The 16,534-nt window shown below is 64.1% G+C and carries 13 protein-coding genes; 4 read left to right on the forward strand and 9 right to left on the reverse strand.

What is annotated here, in order from left to right; translation table 11 throughout:
* Positions 1 to 3: 3 nt before the first annotated feature.
* From CHU94_RS15185 to CHU94_RS15210, 6 genes are read right to left on the reverse strand one after another with little or no spacing between them, the layout of a single operon-like run.
* Positions 4 to 543, reverse strand: coding sequence for a DUF3833 domain-containing protein (locus CHU94_RS15185; RefSeq protein ID WP_094481415.1), 540 nt, complete (start codon positions 541 to 543; stop codon positions 4 to 6).
* On the reverse strand, positions 540 to 1,820 hold the full coding sequence (locus CHU94_RS15190) for an MFS transporter (protein WP_094481417.1): 1,281 nt from the start codon (positions 1,818 to 1,820) through the stop codon (positions 540 to 542). Before CHU94_RS15190 ends, CHU94_RS15185 begins: the two co-directional genes overlap by 4 nt.
* Positions 1,817 to 2,386 carry a chalcone isomerase family protein gene (locus CHU94_RS15195; protein WP_094481419.1) on the reverse strand — a complete coding sequence of 190 codons (570 nt, stop codon included), beginning with the start codon at positions 2,384 to 2,386 and terminating at the stop codon, positions 1,817 to 1,819. Before CHU94_RS15195 ends, CHU94_RS15190 begins: the two co-directional genes overlap by 4 nt.
* 17 nt (positions 2,387 to 2,403) lie before the next feature.
* Entirely contained in the window at positions 2,404 to 3,639 is a 1,236-nt protein-coding gene (locus tag CHU94_RS15200) for a cyclopropane-fatty-acyl-phospholipid synthase family protein (RefSeq protein WP_094481421.1), read from the reverse strand.
* Between the two features lie 28 nt (positions 3,640 to 3,667).
* Complete coding sequence (locus CHU94_RS15205; RefSeq protein WP_094481423.1) at positions 3,668 to 4,453, reverse strand: DUF1365 domain-containing protein; 786 nt, start codon at positions 4,451 to 4,453, stop codon at positions 3,668 to 3,670.
* Positions 4,454 to 4,457: 4 nt separating this feature from the next.
* Positions 4,458 to 5,753 (reverse strand): NAD(P)/FAD-dependent oxidoreductase, encoded by a 1,296-nt coding sequence (locus CHU94_RS15210; RefSeq protein WP_094481425.1) that lies wholly within the window; start codon positions 5,751 to 5,753, stop codon positions 4,458 to 4,460.
* Between the two features lie 209 nt (positions 5,754 to 5,962).
* On the opposite strand from CHU94_RS15210, the gene CHU94_RS15215 reads away from it, so the two are divergent.
* Entirely contained in the window at positions 5,963 to 6,832 is an 870-nt protein-coding gene (locus tag CHU94_RS15215) for a ferritin (RefSeq protein ID WP_094481427.1), read from the forward strand.
* Here CHU94_RS15215 and CHU94_RS15220 read toward each other — a convergent pair.
* Entirely contained in the window at positions 6,815 to 8,044 is a 1,230-nt protein-coding gene (locus tag CHU94_RS15220; protein ID WP_094481429.1) for an HD-GYP domain-containing protein, read from the reverse strand. The two genes, CHU94_RS15215 and CHU94_RS15220, sit on opposite strands and share 18 nt — an antisense overlap.
* A 62-nt stretch (positions 8,045 to 8,106) precedes the next feature.
* Here CHU94_RS15220 and CHU94_RS15225 point away from each other — a divergent pair, with 62 nt between their 5' ends.
* Complete coding sequence (locus CHU94_RS15225) at positions 8,107 to 8,601, forward strand: adenylyltransferase/cytidyltransferase family protein (protein WP_094481431.1); 495 nt, start codon at positions 8,107 to 8,109, stop codon at positions 8,599 to 8,601.
* Positions 8,602 to 8,699: 98 nt separating this feature from the next.
* Here CHU94_RS15225 and glnE read toward each other — a convergent pair whose 3' ends face one another.
* The gene (gene glnE, locus CHU94_RS15230) at positions 8,700 to 11,411 is read right to left on the reverse strand and encodes a bifunctional [glutamate--ammonia ligase]-adenylyl-L-tyrosine phosphorylase/[glutamate--ammonia-ligase] adenylyltransferase (RefSeq protein WP_255033987.1); all 2,712 of its coding nucleotides are present in this window, start codon (positions 11,409 to 11,411) and stop codon (positions 8,700 to 8,702) included.
* Between the two features lie 75 nt (positions 11,412 to 11,486).
* Here glnE and CHU94_RS15235 point away from each other — a divergent pair, with 75 nt between their 5' ends.
* Both CHU94_RS15235 and CHU94_RS15240 read left to right on the forward strand, forming a co-directional pair.
* Complete coding sequence (locus CHU94_RS15235) at positions 11,487 to 15,464, forward strand: YhdP family protein (protein ID WP_255033989.1); 3,978 nt, start codon at positions 11,487 to 11,489, stop codon at positions 15,462 to 15,464.
* A gap of 23 nt (positions 15,465 to 15,487) precedes the next feature.
* Positions 15,488 to 16,306, forward strand: a complete 819-nt coding sequence (locus tag CHU94_RS15240) for a carbon-nitrogen hydrolase family protein (RefSeq protein ID WP_094481438.1) — start codon at positions 15,488 to 15,490, stop codon at positions 16,304 to 16,306.
* Between the two features lie 66 nt (positions 16,307 to 16,372).
* On the opposite strand, the gene CHU94_RS19295 is transcribed toward CHU94_RS15240, so the two are convergent.
* Positions 16,373 to 16,510: a hypothetical protein gene (locus tag CHU94_RS19295; protein ID WP_176452051.1), complete on the reverse strand. Its 138-nt coding sequence runs from the start codon at positions 16,508 to 16,510 to the stop codon at positions 16,373 to 16,375.
* Between the last annotated feature and the right edge of the window lie 24 nt (positions 16,511 to 16,534).

Genomic DNA, 16,534 nt, shown 5'->3' on the forward strand with positions numbered 1-16,534 from the left:
AAATCAGGGGCGTTTGGTGAACGACAGCGTGACCTCGCCCAGGCGCATGCCGAATTTGGACATGGTGGCCCTGTTGAGCATCACGGTGTCGGTCATGAGGTACATCCAGTCGTCAAACTGGACGTCGTAGACCGATCCATCCACCGGCAGGCTCAGGGTATAGGTCCAGTAGAAGGTATTGCCGCGCGCCTGACCCTGGGCAGTGCCCACCACGTCGTCGGCAGTGCCGGTGTAGCGGCCGTCCGGCAGCTTCTTCAGGCGCCAGATGCGTTTTTGTGTGGTGCCATCGGAGTACGTGAAGTCCTCATCCAGCACGCCCTCGTCGCCCTGCCAGCTGCAGCGCATCACCACGGTGAAGCGCTTGACGACGGCGCCCGAGCGGTCGGTGAACACGCCATAGGCATCGAGCACGCCATTGAAGTACTGCTGCAGGTCCAACACCGGTTTTTCACTGCGGTACTGGTCAATACTTTGGGTGCTGCAGCCACCCAGCGCAAGGGCGCTGGCTGCGGTGGCGGCGCTGAGGAGCAGGCGTCGTTTCATGGGGTCTTCCGGAGGGTGAGGGTGTAGAGCAAAACGGCAGCCAGCGCTTTGAGAGCACACGGCAGCAGGCAGTAAGCGATGGTGAGGACCTGCAGGGCGGCGGGGTCGCGGGTGCCTGGCGTGTAGCCCAGCAAGCCCAGCAGGGGCAGGGCCACGCCCGCGGCCAATGCCAGGTTGAGCTTGGTGGCAAAGTTCCACCAGCCAAAGTAGGCTCCTTCGGCACGTCCGCGGTCGCCAGCGGCGGCAATGGTGCCGGCCAGCAGGGCGCCGGGTAGGGCCAGGTCGGTGCCCAAGGCCACGCCCGATAGCACGCACACCAGTACAAAGCCCAGGCTGTCCCCCGCGCCCAACTGGGTGGCGAAGACAAACACCGCCATGGACAGCACCATGCCCACCAGCCAGGTGCGCCCCAGGCCCAGGCTTGGCACCACGCGCAGCCACAGTGGCAGGGCGAGGGCCGCGCAGACAAAGTAGCTGCCCAGGAACACCGCCTCCATGCCCTGCGGCGCCTGCAGGCGGTCTTGCACAAAAAACAGAATTAACGTGGCCGGCACGGCGCTGGCAATGCCGTTGACAACAAAGACCGCCAGCAGGGCCCGAAAGGCGGGCCGCGTGAACGGCAACCAGACGGAGGCTGGCTGGCCTGCGGAGAAGCCCGCTTCCGCCGTCGCCGCTGTGCCGCTCGGGGGCTGGCGAGCTACCCGCCAGGCACCCCAGCCAGCGGTAAGTGCTATTAAAAACAGAGCGGCTGTCGCAGGTAATCCAAGGGCTAGCGGTGCAATCGATGCCAAAACGACACCCAGCAGGCCCAGCCCTTCGCGCCAGGCCACCACGCGGCTGCGCTGCAGCTCGTCCCCTCCCAGCCGCGCGCCCCAGGCCTGGTGCAGGATGCTCAAGGCGCTGTAGGCGGTGTAAGTGACCACCAGGCATACGGCAGCCCACAACACAAGCGCGCCGGGGCTGCGCACCTGCGGGGAAAACAGCAACACAAAACCAGCGCCCAAAACCCCACAGGCCAACGCAGCCCAGGCCAGCACGGCACGCAACGATCGGGCGAACAGGTGGTCGCTCCAGCGGCCCAACAGGGGATCAATCACCGCGTCAAACAGTCGCGCGGCCAGCAGCACCAGGCCCAGCGTGGCCAGTGGCACACCAAAGGTGGTGGCGTAGTGGTTGGGTAAGGTGACGTACAGCGGCAGCGCAACAAAGGCCAGAGGCAGACCCATCAGGCCATAGCGCCAGCCAGCGTGCCAGTCGAAGGTGCTTGTGGGTGTCATGGCCGCAGACCCGCCAGCAGCTCCCCGCGCAGGCGCGGCTCGCTGGTCCAGGGCGCCAGCCAAATGCCAAAGAAGGGCGGGCCAAAGGCTGGGTCGGCTACCGTGGCATGGGGCTTGCCGTTGAAGAAGAAGCGTGTGCCTGCGCCCGGCGTGTAGAGGCCTGTGAGGCGGTCGCCCTCTTGCACATCAGGAAAGGCTTGTTGCATCGCTTGCAGCCAGCGCTGTTCGGTGGCGGCATCTAGCGGGCCACTACGGCGCATCTCTTGCACGGAACGCTCGGCGATGGAGGCGCCCTTGAGCGCGCGCAGGTAACGCAGCTCCAGCGCCAGGGGCTGGCTGGCGTACTGCGCAGCGTCAAATCCGGGTGTGACCCAGAGTTGCGCGTCGTAAATGGAGAGCCCGAAGACGCGCATGCGCGTGGCCCCCGCCGACTTGGCTTGCGGCAGCTGGGCTTGTACTTCCGGCGGCATCACGACCTGCGCGCGCGCCATACCGGCCAGGCAGAGCGCGCCCAGGCTGGCGCCCCAGTGCAACAGGGTTCGGCGGGTGGGCAGGGAGCGGCGCATGGGTAATACCGGCAGGGTCAGGCCGCGCGCTTTTGCAGTGTGTACTGCACTACGTCGATATTGCGTTCGTCAAAAGCCGCTTCGCAGTACGCCAGGTAGAACTCCCAAATCCGCATGAAGCGTTGGTCAAAGCCAGCGGCCATCACACGTTCGCGCTCGGTCAGGAAGGCATCGCGCCAGCGGCGCAGGGTCTCGGCATAGTCGGGACCAAAGGCGTATTCGTCCACCACCTCCAGCCCAGCCGCAGCGGCCTGCGCGCGGAACTCGCGCGGGCAGGGCAGGCAACCGCCGGGGAAGATGTACTGCTGGATGAAGTCAGTCGAGTTGATGTAGCGCTCAAACAGCGCGTCATCGATCACGATGCTTTGCACGCAGGCACGGCCACCGGGCTTGAGCAGCTTGGCCACGCTGGCAAAGTAGGTGGGCCAGTACTCGCGGCCTACGGCTTCTACCATCTCAATCGAGCAGATGGCATCGAAAGGTGCGTCGGCAATGTCACGGTAGTCCTGCAGGCGCAAGTCCGCGCGCTCCTGCACGCCAAAGCGTTGCATGCGTTCGCGCGCAAAGGCCAGCTGCTCGGTGCTCAGCGTGACGCCGGTGATGGAGGCATTGAATTCGGTGGTGGCCATCTCGGCCAGCGCACCCCAGCCGCAGCCAATCTCCAGCAGCCGGTCACCGGCCTGCACGCCAGCCATGGACAGGGCGCGCCGCACCTTGGCCTTTTGTGCATCGGCCATGGGCTGCTCGGTGTTGCCCGCGAAGATGGCGGACGAGTAGTTCATGGTCTCGTCCAACCACAACGTGTAGAAGGCATTGCCCAGGTCGTAGTGGGCGTGGATGTTCTTCTGGCTGTTGGCCTTGGTGTTGCGGTTCAGCAGGTGTTTGATGCGGTACAGCAAGCGCCCGGCCCAGGTGCCGTAGATCACGCCTTCCACCTCAGCGCGGTTTTTCACCAGCACGCGCAGCAGCTCGGTCAGGTTGGGGGTGCTCCAGTCGCCCGCAATAAAGCTCTCGGCAAAACCGATGTCGCCCGACTTGAGCGCGGCGCTGCACACATTCCAGTTGTGCAACTGCAAGCTGGCGTGGGGCAGGGCTTCGCCGCCAAAGCGCTGGGTGCTGCCGTCGGGCAGCTGCACGGTCAGGCTACCGTGGCGCAGGCGTTGCAGCAGCTTGAGCACGGTGCGTGCCGCAGCGGGCGTGCCATGGGGCAGGGTAAAAGTCGATACGCCAGAGGTAATGCTATTGGTGTTCATGGGCTTCTCACGGGTCGTACAAAGGGGTTTAGCGGCTGGTCAGGTGGGCTGGTGGCACGGGTTTGTGGAAAAAGCGGACTTTTTTGAGCCACAGCTTCAGTGCTTGCCAGTGGATGCGTGCCACCACACCCAGCGTCATGGCCGGGTAGGTCCACAGTGCGCGGCGCGAACTGTGCGGGTTCAGGACTTCCAGCGCACCGCTTACGCTGGTCTCGATCAGCGGGCCTTGCGCGTCGTCGTAGTCAATGCGCGCCACGGTGCGTCGCAGGTCGGGTGTGAGCATGAAGCGGAAGCGGTAGCCTCCCTCGACCGGGCAGAACGGTGACACATGGAAGACCTTGTTGGCGCGCAGCTCGGCGCCATAACGGGGCTGGTCCAGCAAGTAGCAGTGGCGCTCGCCAAAGGTGTTGTTCACCTCCACCACAATGGCGCGCAAGCTGCCATCCGTGCGGTGGCAGTACCAAAAGCTCACGGGCTTGAAGGTGAAGCCCAGCACACGCGGGTAGCAGTGCAGCCAGACTTCGCCGTCGGCGTCTGCAATGCCTTCAGCCAGCAAGAGTGCGTCGAGCCAAGCCAAGGCGCCGCCTTGTTCGGGCCCGCGCCCGTCGCCATGGTCGCGGTCGTAAAAGCTCAGGGGAGCCCAGCGGTTGCGCGCCAAATGGCCCGGGCCCTGCGCCTGAAGGCTGCGCATGGGCAGCATCAAAAAATAGGTGCCGTAGGAAAACGCATTGCGCACCGGGCGCAAGCGCGTGTGGCGTACCTGCCCGAAGCCCAGCAGCGCTGCTGTGGGGGGGAGATGTGCGCTGCCGTTCATGGCGTCAAGACTCCGCAGCCAACACGGCTTGCAGGCGTTTGGCCACGCTCAAGCCCGATTTCAGGCCATCTTCGTGGAACCCGTAACCGGTCCAGGCACCACAGAAATAGGTGCGGTGCTGGCCTTGCAAGGCGCCCACTTCGCCTTGGGCCCGGATGGCGGCCAAGTCGAACACCGGATGGGCGTAGTCATAGCTGCCATGGATGTGTTCGGGTGCAATGTCGCGCACCGGATTCAGCGACACGACCACGCTCTGTGCGAACGGCAGCGGCTGCAGCATATTGAGCAGGTAGTGCAGGCACACCCGCGTCGCGTCCTGTGCACCGTTGGCACTGCGTTCGTAGTTCCATGCCGCCCACGCGCGCCGCGATTGAGGTAGCACCGAGGTGTCGGTGTGCAGCACCGCGCGATTGGCCTGGTAGCGGATGGCGCCCAGCGTGGCCCGCTCTTGGGTCGTGGCGTCACTCAATAGCGCCAGCGATTGGTCGGAGTGGCTGGCGAGTACGACCTTGTCGAAGCGTTCGGTCTGCCCCCGGGAGGTGACGAGCACCCCGTCTGCGGTGCGCCGTACCGCCTCTACAGGGGTGTTCAGGCGCTTGTCCGCCACCTGCGCCACGATCTTTTCGACATAGTGCCTGGCGCCGCCAGCCACGGTCCACCACTGGGGCCGGTTGCTGACCTGGATCAGGCCGTGGTTGTGGCAAAAGCGGATCATGGTGGCCACGGGGAACTGCAGCATCTGGTCGGTCGGGCAGCTCCAGATGCAGCCCAGCATGGGCAGGAAGTACCAGTCGCGGAACTCGGCACTCAGGCGGTGCTGCTGCAAAAACTCTGACAGCGGCTGCATCAACTCCGTCTCGGCGTTGCGCACCGCAATGTCGGTGGCAAGTTGGTTGAAGCGCAGCACATCGCGCAACATGCGCAAAAAGCGCGGATTCACCAGATTGCTGCGCTGTGCAAACACCGTGCTCAGGGTGGAGCCGTTCCATTCCAGCGGACCTCCGCGTTTCACGCCAGGCACCTGCACCGAGAAGGACATGTCCGATTTGGCAGTGTTCACGCCCAACTCGGCCAGCAGCGCAATCAAGTGCGGATACGTGCGTTCGTTGAAAACCAGAAAGCCTGTGTCGACGCCGTGGGTGACGGTTTCTCCGCGCGGGCCCGGCAGTGTCACATCCACCGTATGGGTGTGGCCACCAAAGTAGCTGCCGGCCTCGAACAGGGTGATGTCGGCCTGGCCACGCAGCGTGTGGGCGACGGCGAGGCCGGAAATGCCGGAACCAACAATGGCGATTTTCATGACAGCGGGGCCGGTGAGGGCTTCGGAACAAACAGTGATTGAACTATAAAGTATTTTTGTGACTGGCTGGTAATTTTTTAATAGAATGGGTTTTACGTTGTGTGGCTGCATGAAAAACCTTGCTGCTTGCGGGGAAGCGTCATGGCTCTGTCAACGCCCTGACACACAGCCCGTCTAGAATCCCGCGAAATTGGAACTGAAAGGTCGCCATGCTTTACCCCGAACTCTTCAAACAGCTGGAATCCGTCCGCTGGGACATGGACAAGGACATTCCCTGGGCTGCATTTGAGGGAGACAAGCTCTCTGACGAGCAGGCCGCCACCATCAAGATGAACGCCATCACCGAATGGGCGGCCTTGCCGGCTACCGAGATGTTCCTGCGCGACAACCGGGGGGACAGCGATTTTTCCGCCTTTATGTCCATCTGGTTTTTTGAAGAGCAGAAGCACTCGCTGGTGCTGATGGAGTACCTGCGCCGTTTCCGCCCCGACATGGCACCCACCGAGGAAGAGTTGCACGCGGTGCGCTTCGAGTTTGACCCTGCGCCCGTGCTGGAAACGCTGATGCTGCACTTCTGCGGCGAAATCCGCTTGAACCACTGGTATCGCCGCGCCAGCGAGTGGCATACCGAGCCGGTCATCAAGGCGATCTACACCAAACTCAGCCAGGACGAGGCTCGCCACGGTGGCGCCTACCTGCGCTACATGAAGCGTGCGATCAGCAATTTCGGTGTGGAAGCCAAGAGTGCCTTTGCCAAAGTCGGGGTGCTCATGGCCTCTGCGCGCCGCACGGCCCAGGCCCTGCACCCAACCAACCTGCATGTGAACAAGGCGCTCTTTCCGCGCGACACGGTGCAGAGTCGCCTGCCCAACCCCGAATGGCTGGAGCACTGGCTGGACAAACAGATCAACTTTGATGCGGTGTGGGAGACCAAGGTGGTTGAACGCATTCTGCACAACATGAGCTTGCTCATGGAGCGCAGCTTTACCACCGTGCAAGAGCTCAACAAGTTCCGCAAAGAGCTGGCCCGTGATCTGGGTGCCAGCCTGGACGGCGTCGCGTCACCAAGGGCGGTCTGAAGCCGGGGCCGCAGTGAGCGGCAGCAGCCGCTCCAGGTTGATCTGCACCTTCACATCGCGGTGGGCCACGCTGGCCACAATGCGGTATTCGCGCAGGCTGCTGTCGCGGATCGTGGGCTCCACGGTTGGCAGCCCGGCACGGTTGATCAACACGGCCACGCGCGGCGTGGTGGTGTTGGCGCCACGCTTGATCACCACGGCGACCTCATTGGTGGCCAGGCGCACAAACGAACCGGGTTGGTAAATACCCACCGCCTTGATCAGGGCTGCACCGGCTTCGTCAATCGCTTTTTTCTCGTCAAAGTAGCAGGCCTGCATGGCCGCGGCGGGGGCAATCGGTGCCCGCGCCGCCCGCGGGGCCAAGCGCGCGGCGAACATGTCGGCCCGTTGGATCAGGCGGGCCATGCGCTGCGCGCGGCTGCGTGTAGCCAGTGGGCCCGGAGCTTGGGTGTGGTGGCCCTGCACGGCTTCCAGCCAGTCGGGCTCGCCAATGCCCATGGACCGCAATTGCTCGGCTGAACGCTGGGCGTGGCTGTTGATCGCCGCGCGCTGGGTGGAGCTGGGAGGCTCCAACTGCAGGGCCAGACGGTCCTGCAATTCGGTCATTGCCACATTCATGGTCAGGGCGGCACGCACCACCAAGTCCTGGTCTTCGGCTGGCCAGTTCAGCACATCCTTGGCGGCCAGGCCACACATCACGCTCACTAGCATGGCATGGGTGGCGCTGTACATATGGGTATCGGTGGCAGACAGGTAGATCAGTGCGAACAGGGTGCCGTCGGGGTTGCGCAGGCTGTGGCGTTGCAGCTGGCGCAGCAGGCGGTTTAGTCGGTCGGCAAACGAAGTGGGGTGGGTGTCACGCAGCAGGGCATTGGCGATCTCTTGCAGGTCCAGCCAGTCCATGCGATCGTCCTGCTCGGCCTGGCGTTCCGCACCCGAATCGCCCGAAATCTGGGCTCCGGCAATCTCGCCCAGTGGCTTGTCTTCGCGCACCAGGTCATACAGGCGCTCCACGTAGGCTCGGTGGTGCGCTTCCGAGTCGCCTACATCGATATACAAACCGCCACCGCGCTGGGAAATTTCGTCCAGTTCGCGGCGTGAAACGACCACAAAAGACTTGCGAGCCAGCAGAACGCCGTCCTTGTCCATCAACGGAAAGGGCAGTGGTTGGCCCAAGCGAATGGACTCGATATTGACGGGGACAAGGTGCATACAGTCGGCGGATTATGCAATGCCGCCCAAGAGCGCAGCGCCGTGCTGCTAGCATTGCCCGCATGTCATCTATCGACCCAACTCCGGCATTTCTTCAAAAAATTGTGGACGCTAGCACCTTGGAGGCGCGGTTGGCCACGCTGCCACGCCCCTGGGTGTTTACCAACGGCGTGTTTGACGTGTTGCACCGCGGCCATGTGATGTATCTGGCGCAAGCGCAGGCGTTGGGTGGCAGCCTGATCGTGGCGCTCAACACGGACGCTTCGGTCAAGCGCCTGGGCAAGGGTGAGGACCGACCGCTCAATGCGGAGGCCGATCGCGCCATTGTCATGGCCAGCCAAGAGGCAGTGAGCCTGGTCACTTGGTTTGGGGAAGACACGCCGGTGGAGATCATCGCGCGCATCCGCCCCGACATATTGGTGAAAGGCGGAGACTACGACATGGCCAAGCTGCCCGAGACGAAACTCGTTGAGTCTTGGGGAGGGCACGCGCTGGCGCTGCCCTTTGTGGCTGGCTACTCCACGACCAAGCTGGTGCAGCGGATTCGGGCGAGTTGAAACCACGCTGCGCAGCGGCCTTGTGGTGAAGGATGCTATTTAATTTATAGCTTTTTGCGCAGTATCCATAAGGGTTTAGGGCCAAAAATGCTTCAAATTCAGCGGATGCCAAAGACAGCACGCCAGAGTGCCTGTCCCGCGCTGCGTTCGTCTTCCACCGTGTCCGGCTCCACTTCGGTGGGTTCTTCGTTGAGTCGGGCCCGGTGCTGTAGCTGGCGCAGCTGGCGGTAGGCCTGGGCTGCGTCTTCGCCCACCGGTGCGGGCAGCAGGCCGCAGGCTTGGGCACGTTGTAGCAGCGCAATATTGCCCACATTGGGTAGCAACTCGGCATGGTGTTGGCCATGCGCCAGCAACAGGTATTGCACGGCAAACTCAATGTCCACCATGCCGCCCAGGCTGTGCTTGACATCAAACTGCCCACCCTTGTCAGGATGTGCGCTGCGCACCTTGGCGCGCATGGCTTCAATTTCCAGCCGCAAGGCATGGGCGTCGCGCGGGGTGCGGATTACGTTGTCGCGCACGGTGTCAAACCGTTGCTGCAAGCTGGCCGGGCCCAGCACGCAGCGCGCGCGCGTCATGGCCTGGTGCTCCCAGGTCCACGCGGTGTTGCTGCCGCGTTGTTCCTGGTAGTTGGCGTAGGCAGTAAAGCTCGTCACCAGCAGGCCCGAATTGCCGTTGGGACGCAGCGCGGTGTCGATCTCGTAGAGGTCGCCCTCACCGGTCTTCACGGTCAGCCAGTTGATGAGTTTGCGTACCAGCGCGGCGTAGATTTCGCTGGCGCGCTCGTCCTCGTCGTCGTAGAGAAACACGATGTCCAGGTCGGAGCCGTAGCCCAGCTCTTTGCCGCCCAGCTTGCCGTAGGCAATGATGGCGAACTGCGGCTCTTCGCGATGGCGGGTTTTCAGGCGGCTCCAGCACCAGCGGGTGGTGGTGCGCAGCACGGCCTCGGCCAGCGCACTCAGGTCATCGGCCACCTGCTCCACCGTGAGCCGACCCTCCACGTCGCGTGTCAGGATGCGGAACACCTCCGCATGGTGGGCGCGGCGCAGCAGGTTCAGCAGCGCTTCGTCGTCGTCCTCGGCGCTGCCTTGCAGGGCACGCAGGCGGCGCTCCAGGTCGTCTTCAAAAGCGACGGGGTCAAAGCGCTCTTCCAGAATCGCATTGCTGGCCAGCTCGTCAATCACACCCGGGTGCTTGAGCAGGTAGCGTGCGGGCCAGCGCGCGGCGCCCAGCATGCGCAGCAGGCGTTCGTGGACCTTGGGGCGTTCCAGCAGCATGGCCAAGTAGCTCTCGCGGCGCAGCAAGGGCTCCATCCAATCGGCCAGGCGGACACAGGCCTCTTCGGTTACCCGACCTTCGCGCAGCCACTGGGCCGTGCGCTGCACCAGACGGCCCAGGCGGGCGCGTGACTCATCCTTGAGTGCCTGCACGCGCGGGTGCTCACGCCAGTGGGTGATGCGCTCCTTGAAACGCCCGTCCAGGTGCTCCAGAACGCCGTCCAGATCGGAGCTGGTGGGGCTGCTACCGCCCTTGGTGCAGCCGCGGCACTCGGTCTGGGTGCCGCCCAACAGCGCGTCAAATTCCTGTGCCACCAGTTCGCGGTGCTTGTCCAGCTCCTGCAGCAAGGCGGTGCTGTCAGGCAAGTCCAGGGTCTGGGCGATCCAGTGCAGATCGGCCTCGTCAGTAGGCAGCACATGGGTCTGCTGGTCATCCAGGTACTGGATGCGGTGCTCCACCTGGCGCAGGAAAATATAGGCTTGGGTCAGCGCATCGGCCGTGGCCTGCGGCATCAGCCCGGCGCGCACCAGGCGCTGCAGGGCGCTCACGGTGGGGCGTGTTCGGAGTTCGGGGTACTGGCCGCCGCGCACCACTTGCAGCAGCTGCACGGTGAACTCGATCTCTCGGATGCCTCCGCGCGACAGCTTCACATCGTTGCTGCGTTCGGGCCGCCCGGCGCTGCGCTTGGCCGCATGGTCGCGGATCTGGCGGTGCAGGCCACGCAGCGAATCGAACACGTTGTAGTCCAGGTAGCGGCGGAACACAAAGGGCACCACCACACTGCGCAACTGCTGGGCGCAGCCCGAGCCAATAGCCTGCGCTGGCGCTACTACCCGGCTCTTGAGCCAGGCAAAGCGCTCCCATTCGCGGCCCTGCACATGGAAGTACTCTTCCAGCGCGCCTAGCGATACGGCCGGTGGGCCCGAGTTGCCGTTAGGCCGCAAGGCCAAGTCTACGCGGAACACCATGCCATGCTCCGTGGTATCGCCCACCAGCGCATAGATGGCTTTGACCATCTTGGCAAAGAACTCCTGGTTGGAGATGCGGCCGCGGCCCTCGGCGTTACCGCTGGTTTCGCCGTCTTGGTCGTAGACGTAAATCAGGTCGATGTCGCTGGATACATTGAGTTCGCGTGCGCCTAGCTTGCCCATCCCGATGATGCACAGCTGGCTGACTTCACCTTGTGGCGTGCGGGGGCTTCCGTGTTGCTGCTCCAGTGCGGCATAGCTGTGCCGATAGGCTTGGTCCAGCGCCAGCTCGGCCAACTCCGTCATTACCCGGGTCACTTCGGCCAAGGGTGCGCGTTCGTCGCAATCCAGGTGCAGCAGCCGTTCCATGGCCAGCTGCCGGGTCATGCGCAGGGCGGCCCCAGTGTCCAGCCCTTGTGCCAGCAGCGCCTGCAGAAGGTCATGTAGCTCAGCACGCCGCAATACGCTGTCCTGGCACAGGGGCAATTGCGCGGCGTAGCGGCGGCGTATACGCTGGCCAAAGCGTGAACCCTCGGAGCGAGGTGGCTGCTCATTGCGGGTCATAATTCCTGACATAGTCCCGATAGCACGATGAATGATTTGACTCCCGCCCCTTCACTCTGGCTCAAAGCGTCTGCAATGACCGCAAAGTGGGCGCTGCGCTTGTTACTAGTGGCGTGGTTGGTACTGGGTTTGGCATGGGCGGGACTGCATTTTTGGATTGTGCCCCGAATCGGCGAACTCCGCCCGTGGCTGGAGCAACGGGCCTCTCAGGCGCTAGGTACCACGGTGCAGATTGGCGGTATCGCCGCCGTTTCCAATGGCTTAATTCCTTCCATCGAATTGACCCAGGTGCGCCTGCTGGACCCACAAGGCCGCGATGCCCTGGTGCTGCCATCGGTCCAGGCAGCACTGTCGCCCCATTCGCTCTTGCGCATGGGGGTGGAACAGCTCTATATCGCCAAGCCGGTTCTCGATATCCGCCGCACGCCGGATGGGCGTTTCTGGATTGCGGGCATGCCCTTGCCTGAAGGCGGCGGCGAGGACAGCCCGGCACTTGATTGGTTGTTTGCCCAATCCGAGCTGGCCATAGTGGGTGGCACGGTGCAATGGACTGACGAGTTGCGCGGCGCGCCCGTGTTGGCGCTGCAAGAGGTCAACGTGGTCCTGCGCAATCGTCTGCTCTCTCATGCCTTGCGTCTGGATGCCCAAGCCCCTGCCGCCTGGGGTGACCGGTTCACCCTGTCGGGCATCTTCCGCGAGCCGCTATTGTCCAGCCGTGCAGGCGATTGGCAGCGGTGGGAGGGTCAGCTCTACGCCAGCTTCCCGCAGGTCGACTTGGCACATCTGCGCCGCTATGTGGACCTGGGGGTCGACCTGGTGCAAGGGCGGGGGGCATTACGGGCATGGGTGGATGTCAAAAAGGGCGTGGCCACCGGTGCCACCGCGGATGTGCAGATGGCCGAGGTGCAGCTCACCACGGGTGCGAATTTGCAGGCCTTGGCGCTGCGTACTGTGTCTGGCCGCGTGGGCGCGCAGCGCCTGCCAGGTGGCTCCGAGGTGTTTACCCAGGCCCTTCAGTTTGAAACGGAGGATGGTTTGCGCTGGCCAGGTGGCAATGTGCTGCTGCGCCGCTTCGAGGCCGAGGGCGGCACACCGGCCCGCGGCGAGGTGGTGGCCGACCGGTTGGATCTGGCGTCCATGGGCGAGATCGCGCAACGTCTGCCCTTGGGTGAAGCACTGCATACCCAGTTGAAACAGCTGGGTGCGCGTGGGCTGGTCGAGCAGTTGGACGGCAACTGGCGCGGGACCCTGGACCAACCTGAGACGTATGCGTTCAAAGGCCGCGTTCGCCAGCTCACCGTTCCGGCGCAGACCCTCCATGGCGAGTCGCGCCCTGGTTTTCAGGGGCTGGACGTGGACTTTGACGTGAACCAGGTCGGTGGCAAGGCCCAGCTGGTGTTGGACAAGGGCGTGCTGGACGCCTTGGGCATTCTGGAAGATGGGCCGGTATTTTTTGAGCAACTGCGAGCGGACATTGCTTGGCAGCGCCAGGGCGAGGCGCTCACCGTGTCTGGTAGCAATGTGCGTTTTGCCAATGCTGATGCCCAAGGCGAGCTGCTGTTCAAATGGCAGTCGGCGACCAACGGGCCTGGTGTGTTGGACTTGCAGGGCAGCTTGGGGCGTGCCGAGGGCACACGTGTGCACCGCTACCTGCCGCTGGAGCTGGACAAGGAAGTGCGCGACTACGTAAGGGCTGCCGTGCAGGCCGGCACCGCCACGGGCGTCAAGTTCAAGCTCAAGGGTGACTTGGCGCGGTTTCCGTTTGCCGATGCCAAGCAGGGCGACTTCCGCATTTCGGCCAATGTGCAAAACGCCAGCCTGGCCTACGTGCCGTCTTACCTGCTGCCCAAGGACAGTCTGCCTTGGCCGGCGTTGCAGCAGCTCCATGGCGAACTCATCATCGACCACGCCACCTTGCTGGCCAAGGTGGAGCGCGGTGTTCTCGCAGGCACGTCCATCCAGCTCGGCAAGGCCGAGGGCTTGATGACCCATATTTACGAAGGCGCGCAACTGCAGGTCACGGCCGAGGCCAAAGGCCCGCTAGCGGATGTGTTGGGCGTGGTGAACCGCTCGCCCTTGGGCGCCCTGCTGGACAACGTGCTTGCCACCGCCAGTGCCACGGGAGTGGCGGACTACAAACTCAAGCTGGGGTTTCCGATTGCCGACGTCGATCGTGCCACGGTGGCCGGCTCCATCGTGCTGGCTGGCAATGACCTGCAAATCACCGCCGACACCCCGCGCCTGCAACGTGCCCGGGGCACGGTGGCCTTCACGGAGTCCGGCTTTGCGGTGAGTGGCGGCACCGCACGCGCTTTGGGAGGTGATATGCGCATCGAGGGCGGCTTGAGTTTGCAAACCGCCGTGCCAGTTGCCACTGCGGTGCGGGCGGCGGCGCCCGCCACCCTGCGCCTGCAGGGCACGGCCACCGCCGAAGGCCTGCGACAGGCCAAGGAGCTGGGCCCGCTGGCCCGCCTGGCCGACGATATGCGGGGCCAGGCGCCTTACACCGTTGCGCTGGCGTTGCGGGGGGGAGCCCTGGAGTGGCAGCTCAACTCCAGCCTGGTCGGCATGGCATTGGCTCTGCCCGCGCCGTTTGCCAAACCGGCCGAGCAGGCCCTGCCCTTGCGGCTGGACAACACCGCCGTGCGCGCCGCATCCGGTGCGGCGCCAGTGCGTGCGCTCGAACAGCTGCGGCTGGAGCTGGGGCGGCTAGCCTCGGCAACCTATGTGCGCGATGTCTCCGGGGCCCATGCGCGGGTGGTGCGGGGTGCCATTGCGCTGGGCTTGGCCGATGACGAGTCGGCGCCCTTGCCCGATGAGGGGGTGGTGGCCAACGTCAGCATGGCCGTGCTGGATGCCGACGCCTGGGGCAAAGTGCTGGAGCGTGTGGCTGGCGAAGGGGTGCCCACTGGCAACCTCGCGGCGTCTGGGGCATCGGCCACCATGGGCTACCTGCCCACGGTGCTGGCAGTGCGTACCAAGGAGCTCACCGTGGCTGGGCGCAAACTGCACAACATGGTGGTGGGTGGCGGGCGCGATGGCCTGGTCTGGCGTGCCAACCTCGATGCCACCGAACTCAGCGGCTACCTGGAGTACCGCCAGCCCAGTGGCAACAATGCCGGGCGACTCTACGCCCGCCTGGCCCGCCTGGCCGTGGGACAGAGCACAGCGCAAGATGTGGAGAGCCTGCTCGACGACCAACCGGCGACGATTCCTGCCTTGGACATCGAGGTCGAAGACTTTGAGCTGCGTGGCAAAAAGCTGGGTCGCGTGGATCTGGAAGCGGTGAACCTGGGTGCCGCAGGCGCGCGCGAATGGCGCCTGAACCGCTTCAATATCCAGACGCCCGAGGCCACGCTGACTGCCAGTGGCAACTGGGCTAACCTGGGGGGCGCCAGTGCGGGCCGTAGCCTCAAGGAGCGCCGCCGCACGGTGCTCAACTTCAAACTCGACATCAGCAACTCCGGTGAACTGCTCTCGCGGTTTGGCATGCCCGGTGTGGTGCGCAATGGCAAGGGCAAGGTCGAGGGCCAAGTGGCTTGGCTGGGTTCGCCCATCACGGTGGACTATGCCAGCATGGGCGGCGCCTTCAATGTGAATGTGGAGACCGGCCAGTTCCTCAAGGCCGAACCCGGCATCGCCAAGCTGCTGGGGGTGCTGAGCTTGCAGTCGCTGCCGCGCCGCCTGACGCTGGACTTCCGCGATGTGTTCAGCGAGGGCTTTGCGTTTGACTTCTTCCGGGGTGACATTGCCATCGAGCAGGGGGTGGCACGTACCACCAACCTGCAAATGAAAGGCGTCAATGCTGCGGTGCTCATGGAGGGGCAGGCCGACATTGCCAAGGAAACGCAAAAACTGCGGGTGGTGGTGGTGCCCGAAATCAATGCGGGCAGCGCCTCGCTGATCGCTGCGGCCATCAACCCGGTGGTGGGCCTGAGCACCTTTTTGGCTCAGCTGATTTTGCGTGGCCCGCTGGTCAACGCGGCCACCCAAGAATTCACCATCGACGGCACTTGGCTTGACCCCAAGGTTACCCCGGTGGAACGCCGATAACCCCCATTTCAGGAGCTTTTGCCATGCGTGTTGCCGCCCTCCAGATGGTGTCCACCGATCAGCTGTCGGACAACCTCCAACAAGCCCAGACCCTGCTAGAGCAAGCCGCCCAGGCCGGCGCCGAGTTGGCCGTGCTGCCCGAGTACTTTTGCCTCATCGGCCAGCGTGATTCGGACAAGCTGGCCATTCAGGAACCCTTTGGCAGCGGGCCCATGCAGGACTTTCTGGCCGCCACCGCACGCCGCTTGGGTCTGTGGATCGTGGCCGGCACCCTGCCACTGACGGCCGACCAGAAAGACCGCGTGTTCAACAGCTCGCTGGCCTACAACCCGCAGGGCGCCTGCGTGGCGCGCTACGACAAGATTCACCTGTTCCGCTTTGACAATGGCATTGAGAGCTACGACGAATCGCGTGTGCTGGAGCGTGGCCACACGCCCACCGTGTTTGCGCTGCCCTCGCGCGACGGCCACACCTGGCAGGTCGGCATGAGCATTTGCTACGACATGCGTTTTCCCGAGCTGTACCGGGTCTATGCCGAGCAAGGGGTGGATTTGATTCTGGCGCCCAGCGCCTTCACCCACATCACGGGCCAGGCGCACTGGGAGGTGCTGTTGCGTGCCCGTGCGATTGAGAACCTCTCCTACGTGGCCGCTGCGGCCCAAGGCGGAGTACACCCCAGCGGGCGGCGCACCTGGGGCCAATCGTTGCTGATTGATCCCTGGGGCCAGGTGCTGGCCCAGCAGGCACAGGGGGCTGGCGTGGTGGTGGCCGACTGCGATGCGGCGCGCCTGCAGCAACTGCGCAGCCAGTTGCCTTCGTTGCAGCACCGGGTGTTGGCGTGATTGCTATTAATATAGGAGCTGCTTGCGCATATTCTGTGTTGCCCGCAGCCCTAAAAGACTCAAAAATCAGTCCTCCTTCGGAGGCGTCCGGCTGTCGTCGTCTCGGGGGAGTTCTCCCCGGTTGCGGCCGGCAAACATGGTCCACCAAATGATGGCAACGAAGATCAGTCCGGCCCCGAGGGCTTCGAGCAACAGCAGTGTCATGGGGCGGGTTCGCTCGGTGGTGGC

It is taken from the genome of Rhodoferax sp. TH121 (genome assembly GCF_002251855.1).
GTDB lineage: Bacteria > Pseudomonadota > Gammaproteobacteria > Burkholderiales > Burkholderiaceae_C > Allorhodoferax.

Coding starts and splice junctions, on each gene's coding strand:
- CHU94_RS15185 (WP_094481415.1), bottom strand. CDS start 543: ATGAAACGACGCCTGCTCCTCAGCGCCGCCACCGCAGCCAGCGCCCTT.
- CHU94_RS15190 (WP_094481417.1), bottom strand. CDS start 1,820: ATGACACCCACAAGCACCTTCGACTGGCACGCTGGCTGGCGCTATGGC.
- CHU94_RS15195 (WP_094481419.1), bottom strand. CDS start 2,386: ATGCGCCGCTCCCTGCCCACCCGCCGAACCCTGTTGCACTGGGGCGCC.
- CHU94_RS15200 (WP_094481421.1), bottom strand. CDS start 3,639: ATGAACACCAATAGCATTACCTCTGGCGTATCGACTTTTACCCTGCCC.
- CHU94_RS15205 (WP_094481423.1), bottom strand. CDS start 4,453: ATGAACGGCAGCGCACATCTCCCCCCCACAGCAGCGCTGCTGGGCTTC.
- CHU94_RS15210 (WP_094481425.1), bottom strand. CDS start 5,753: ATGAAAATCGCCATTGTTGGTTCCGGCATTTCCGGCCTCGCCGTCGCC.
- CHU94_RS15215 (WP_094481427.1), top strand. CDS start 5,963: ATGCTTTACCCCGAACTCTTCAAACAGCTGGAATCCGTCCGCTGGGAC.
- CHU94_RS15220 (WP_094481429.1), bottom strand. CDS start 8,044: ATGCACCTTGTCCCCGTCAATATCGAGTCCATTCGCTTGGGCCAACCA.
- CHU94_RS15225 (WP_094481431.1), top strand. CDS start 8,107: ATGTCATCTATCGACCCAACTCCGGCATTTCTTCAAAAAATTGTGGAC.
- glnE (WP_255033987.1), bottom strand. CDS start 11,411: ATGACCCGCAATGAGCAGCCACCTCGCTCCGAGGGTTCACGCTTTGGC.
- CHU94_RS15235 (WP_255033989.1), top strand. CDS start 11,487: ATGACCGCAAAGTGGGCGCTGCGCTTGTTACTAGTGGCGTGGTTGGTA.
- CHU94_RS15240 (WP_094481438.1), top strand. CDS start 15,488: ATGCGTGTTGCCGCCCTCCAGATGGTGTCCACCGATCAGCTGTCGGAC.
- CHU94_RS19295 (WP_176452051.1), bottom strand. CDS start 16,510: ATGACACTGCTGTTGCTCGAAGCCCTCGGGGCCGGACTGATCTTCGTT.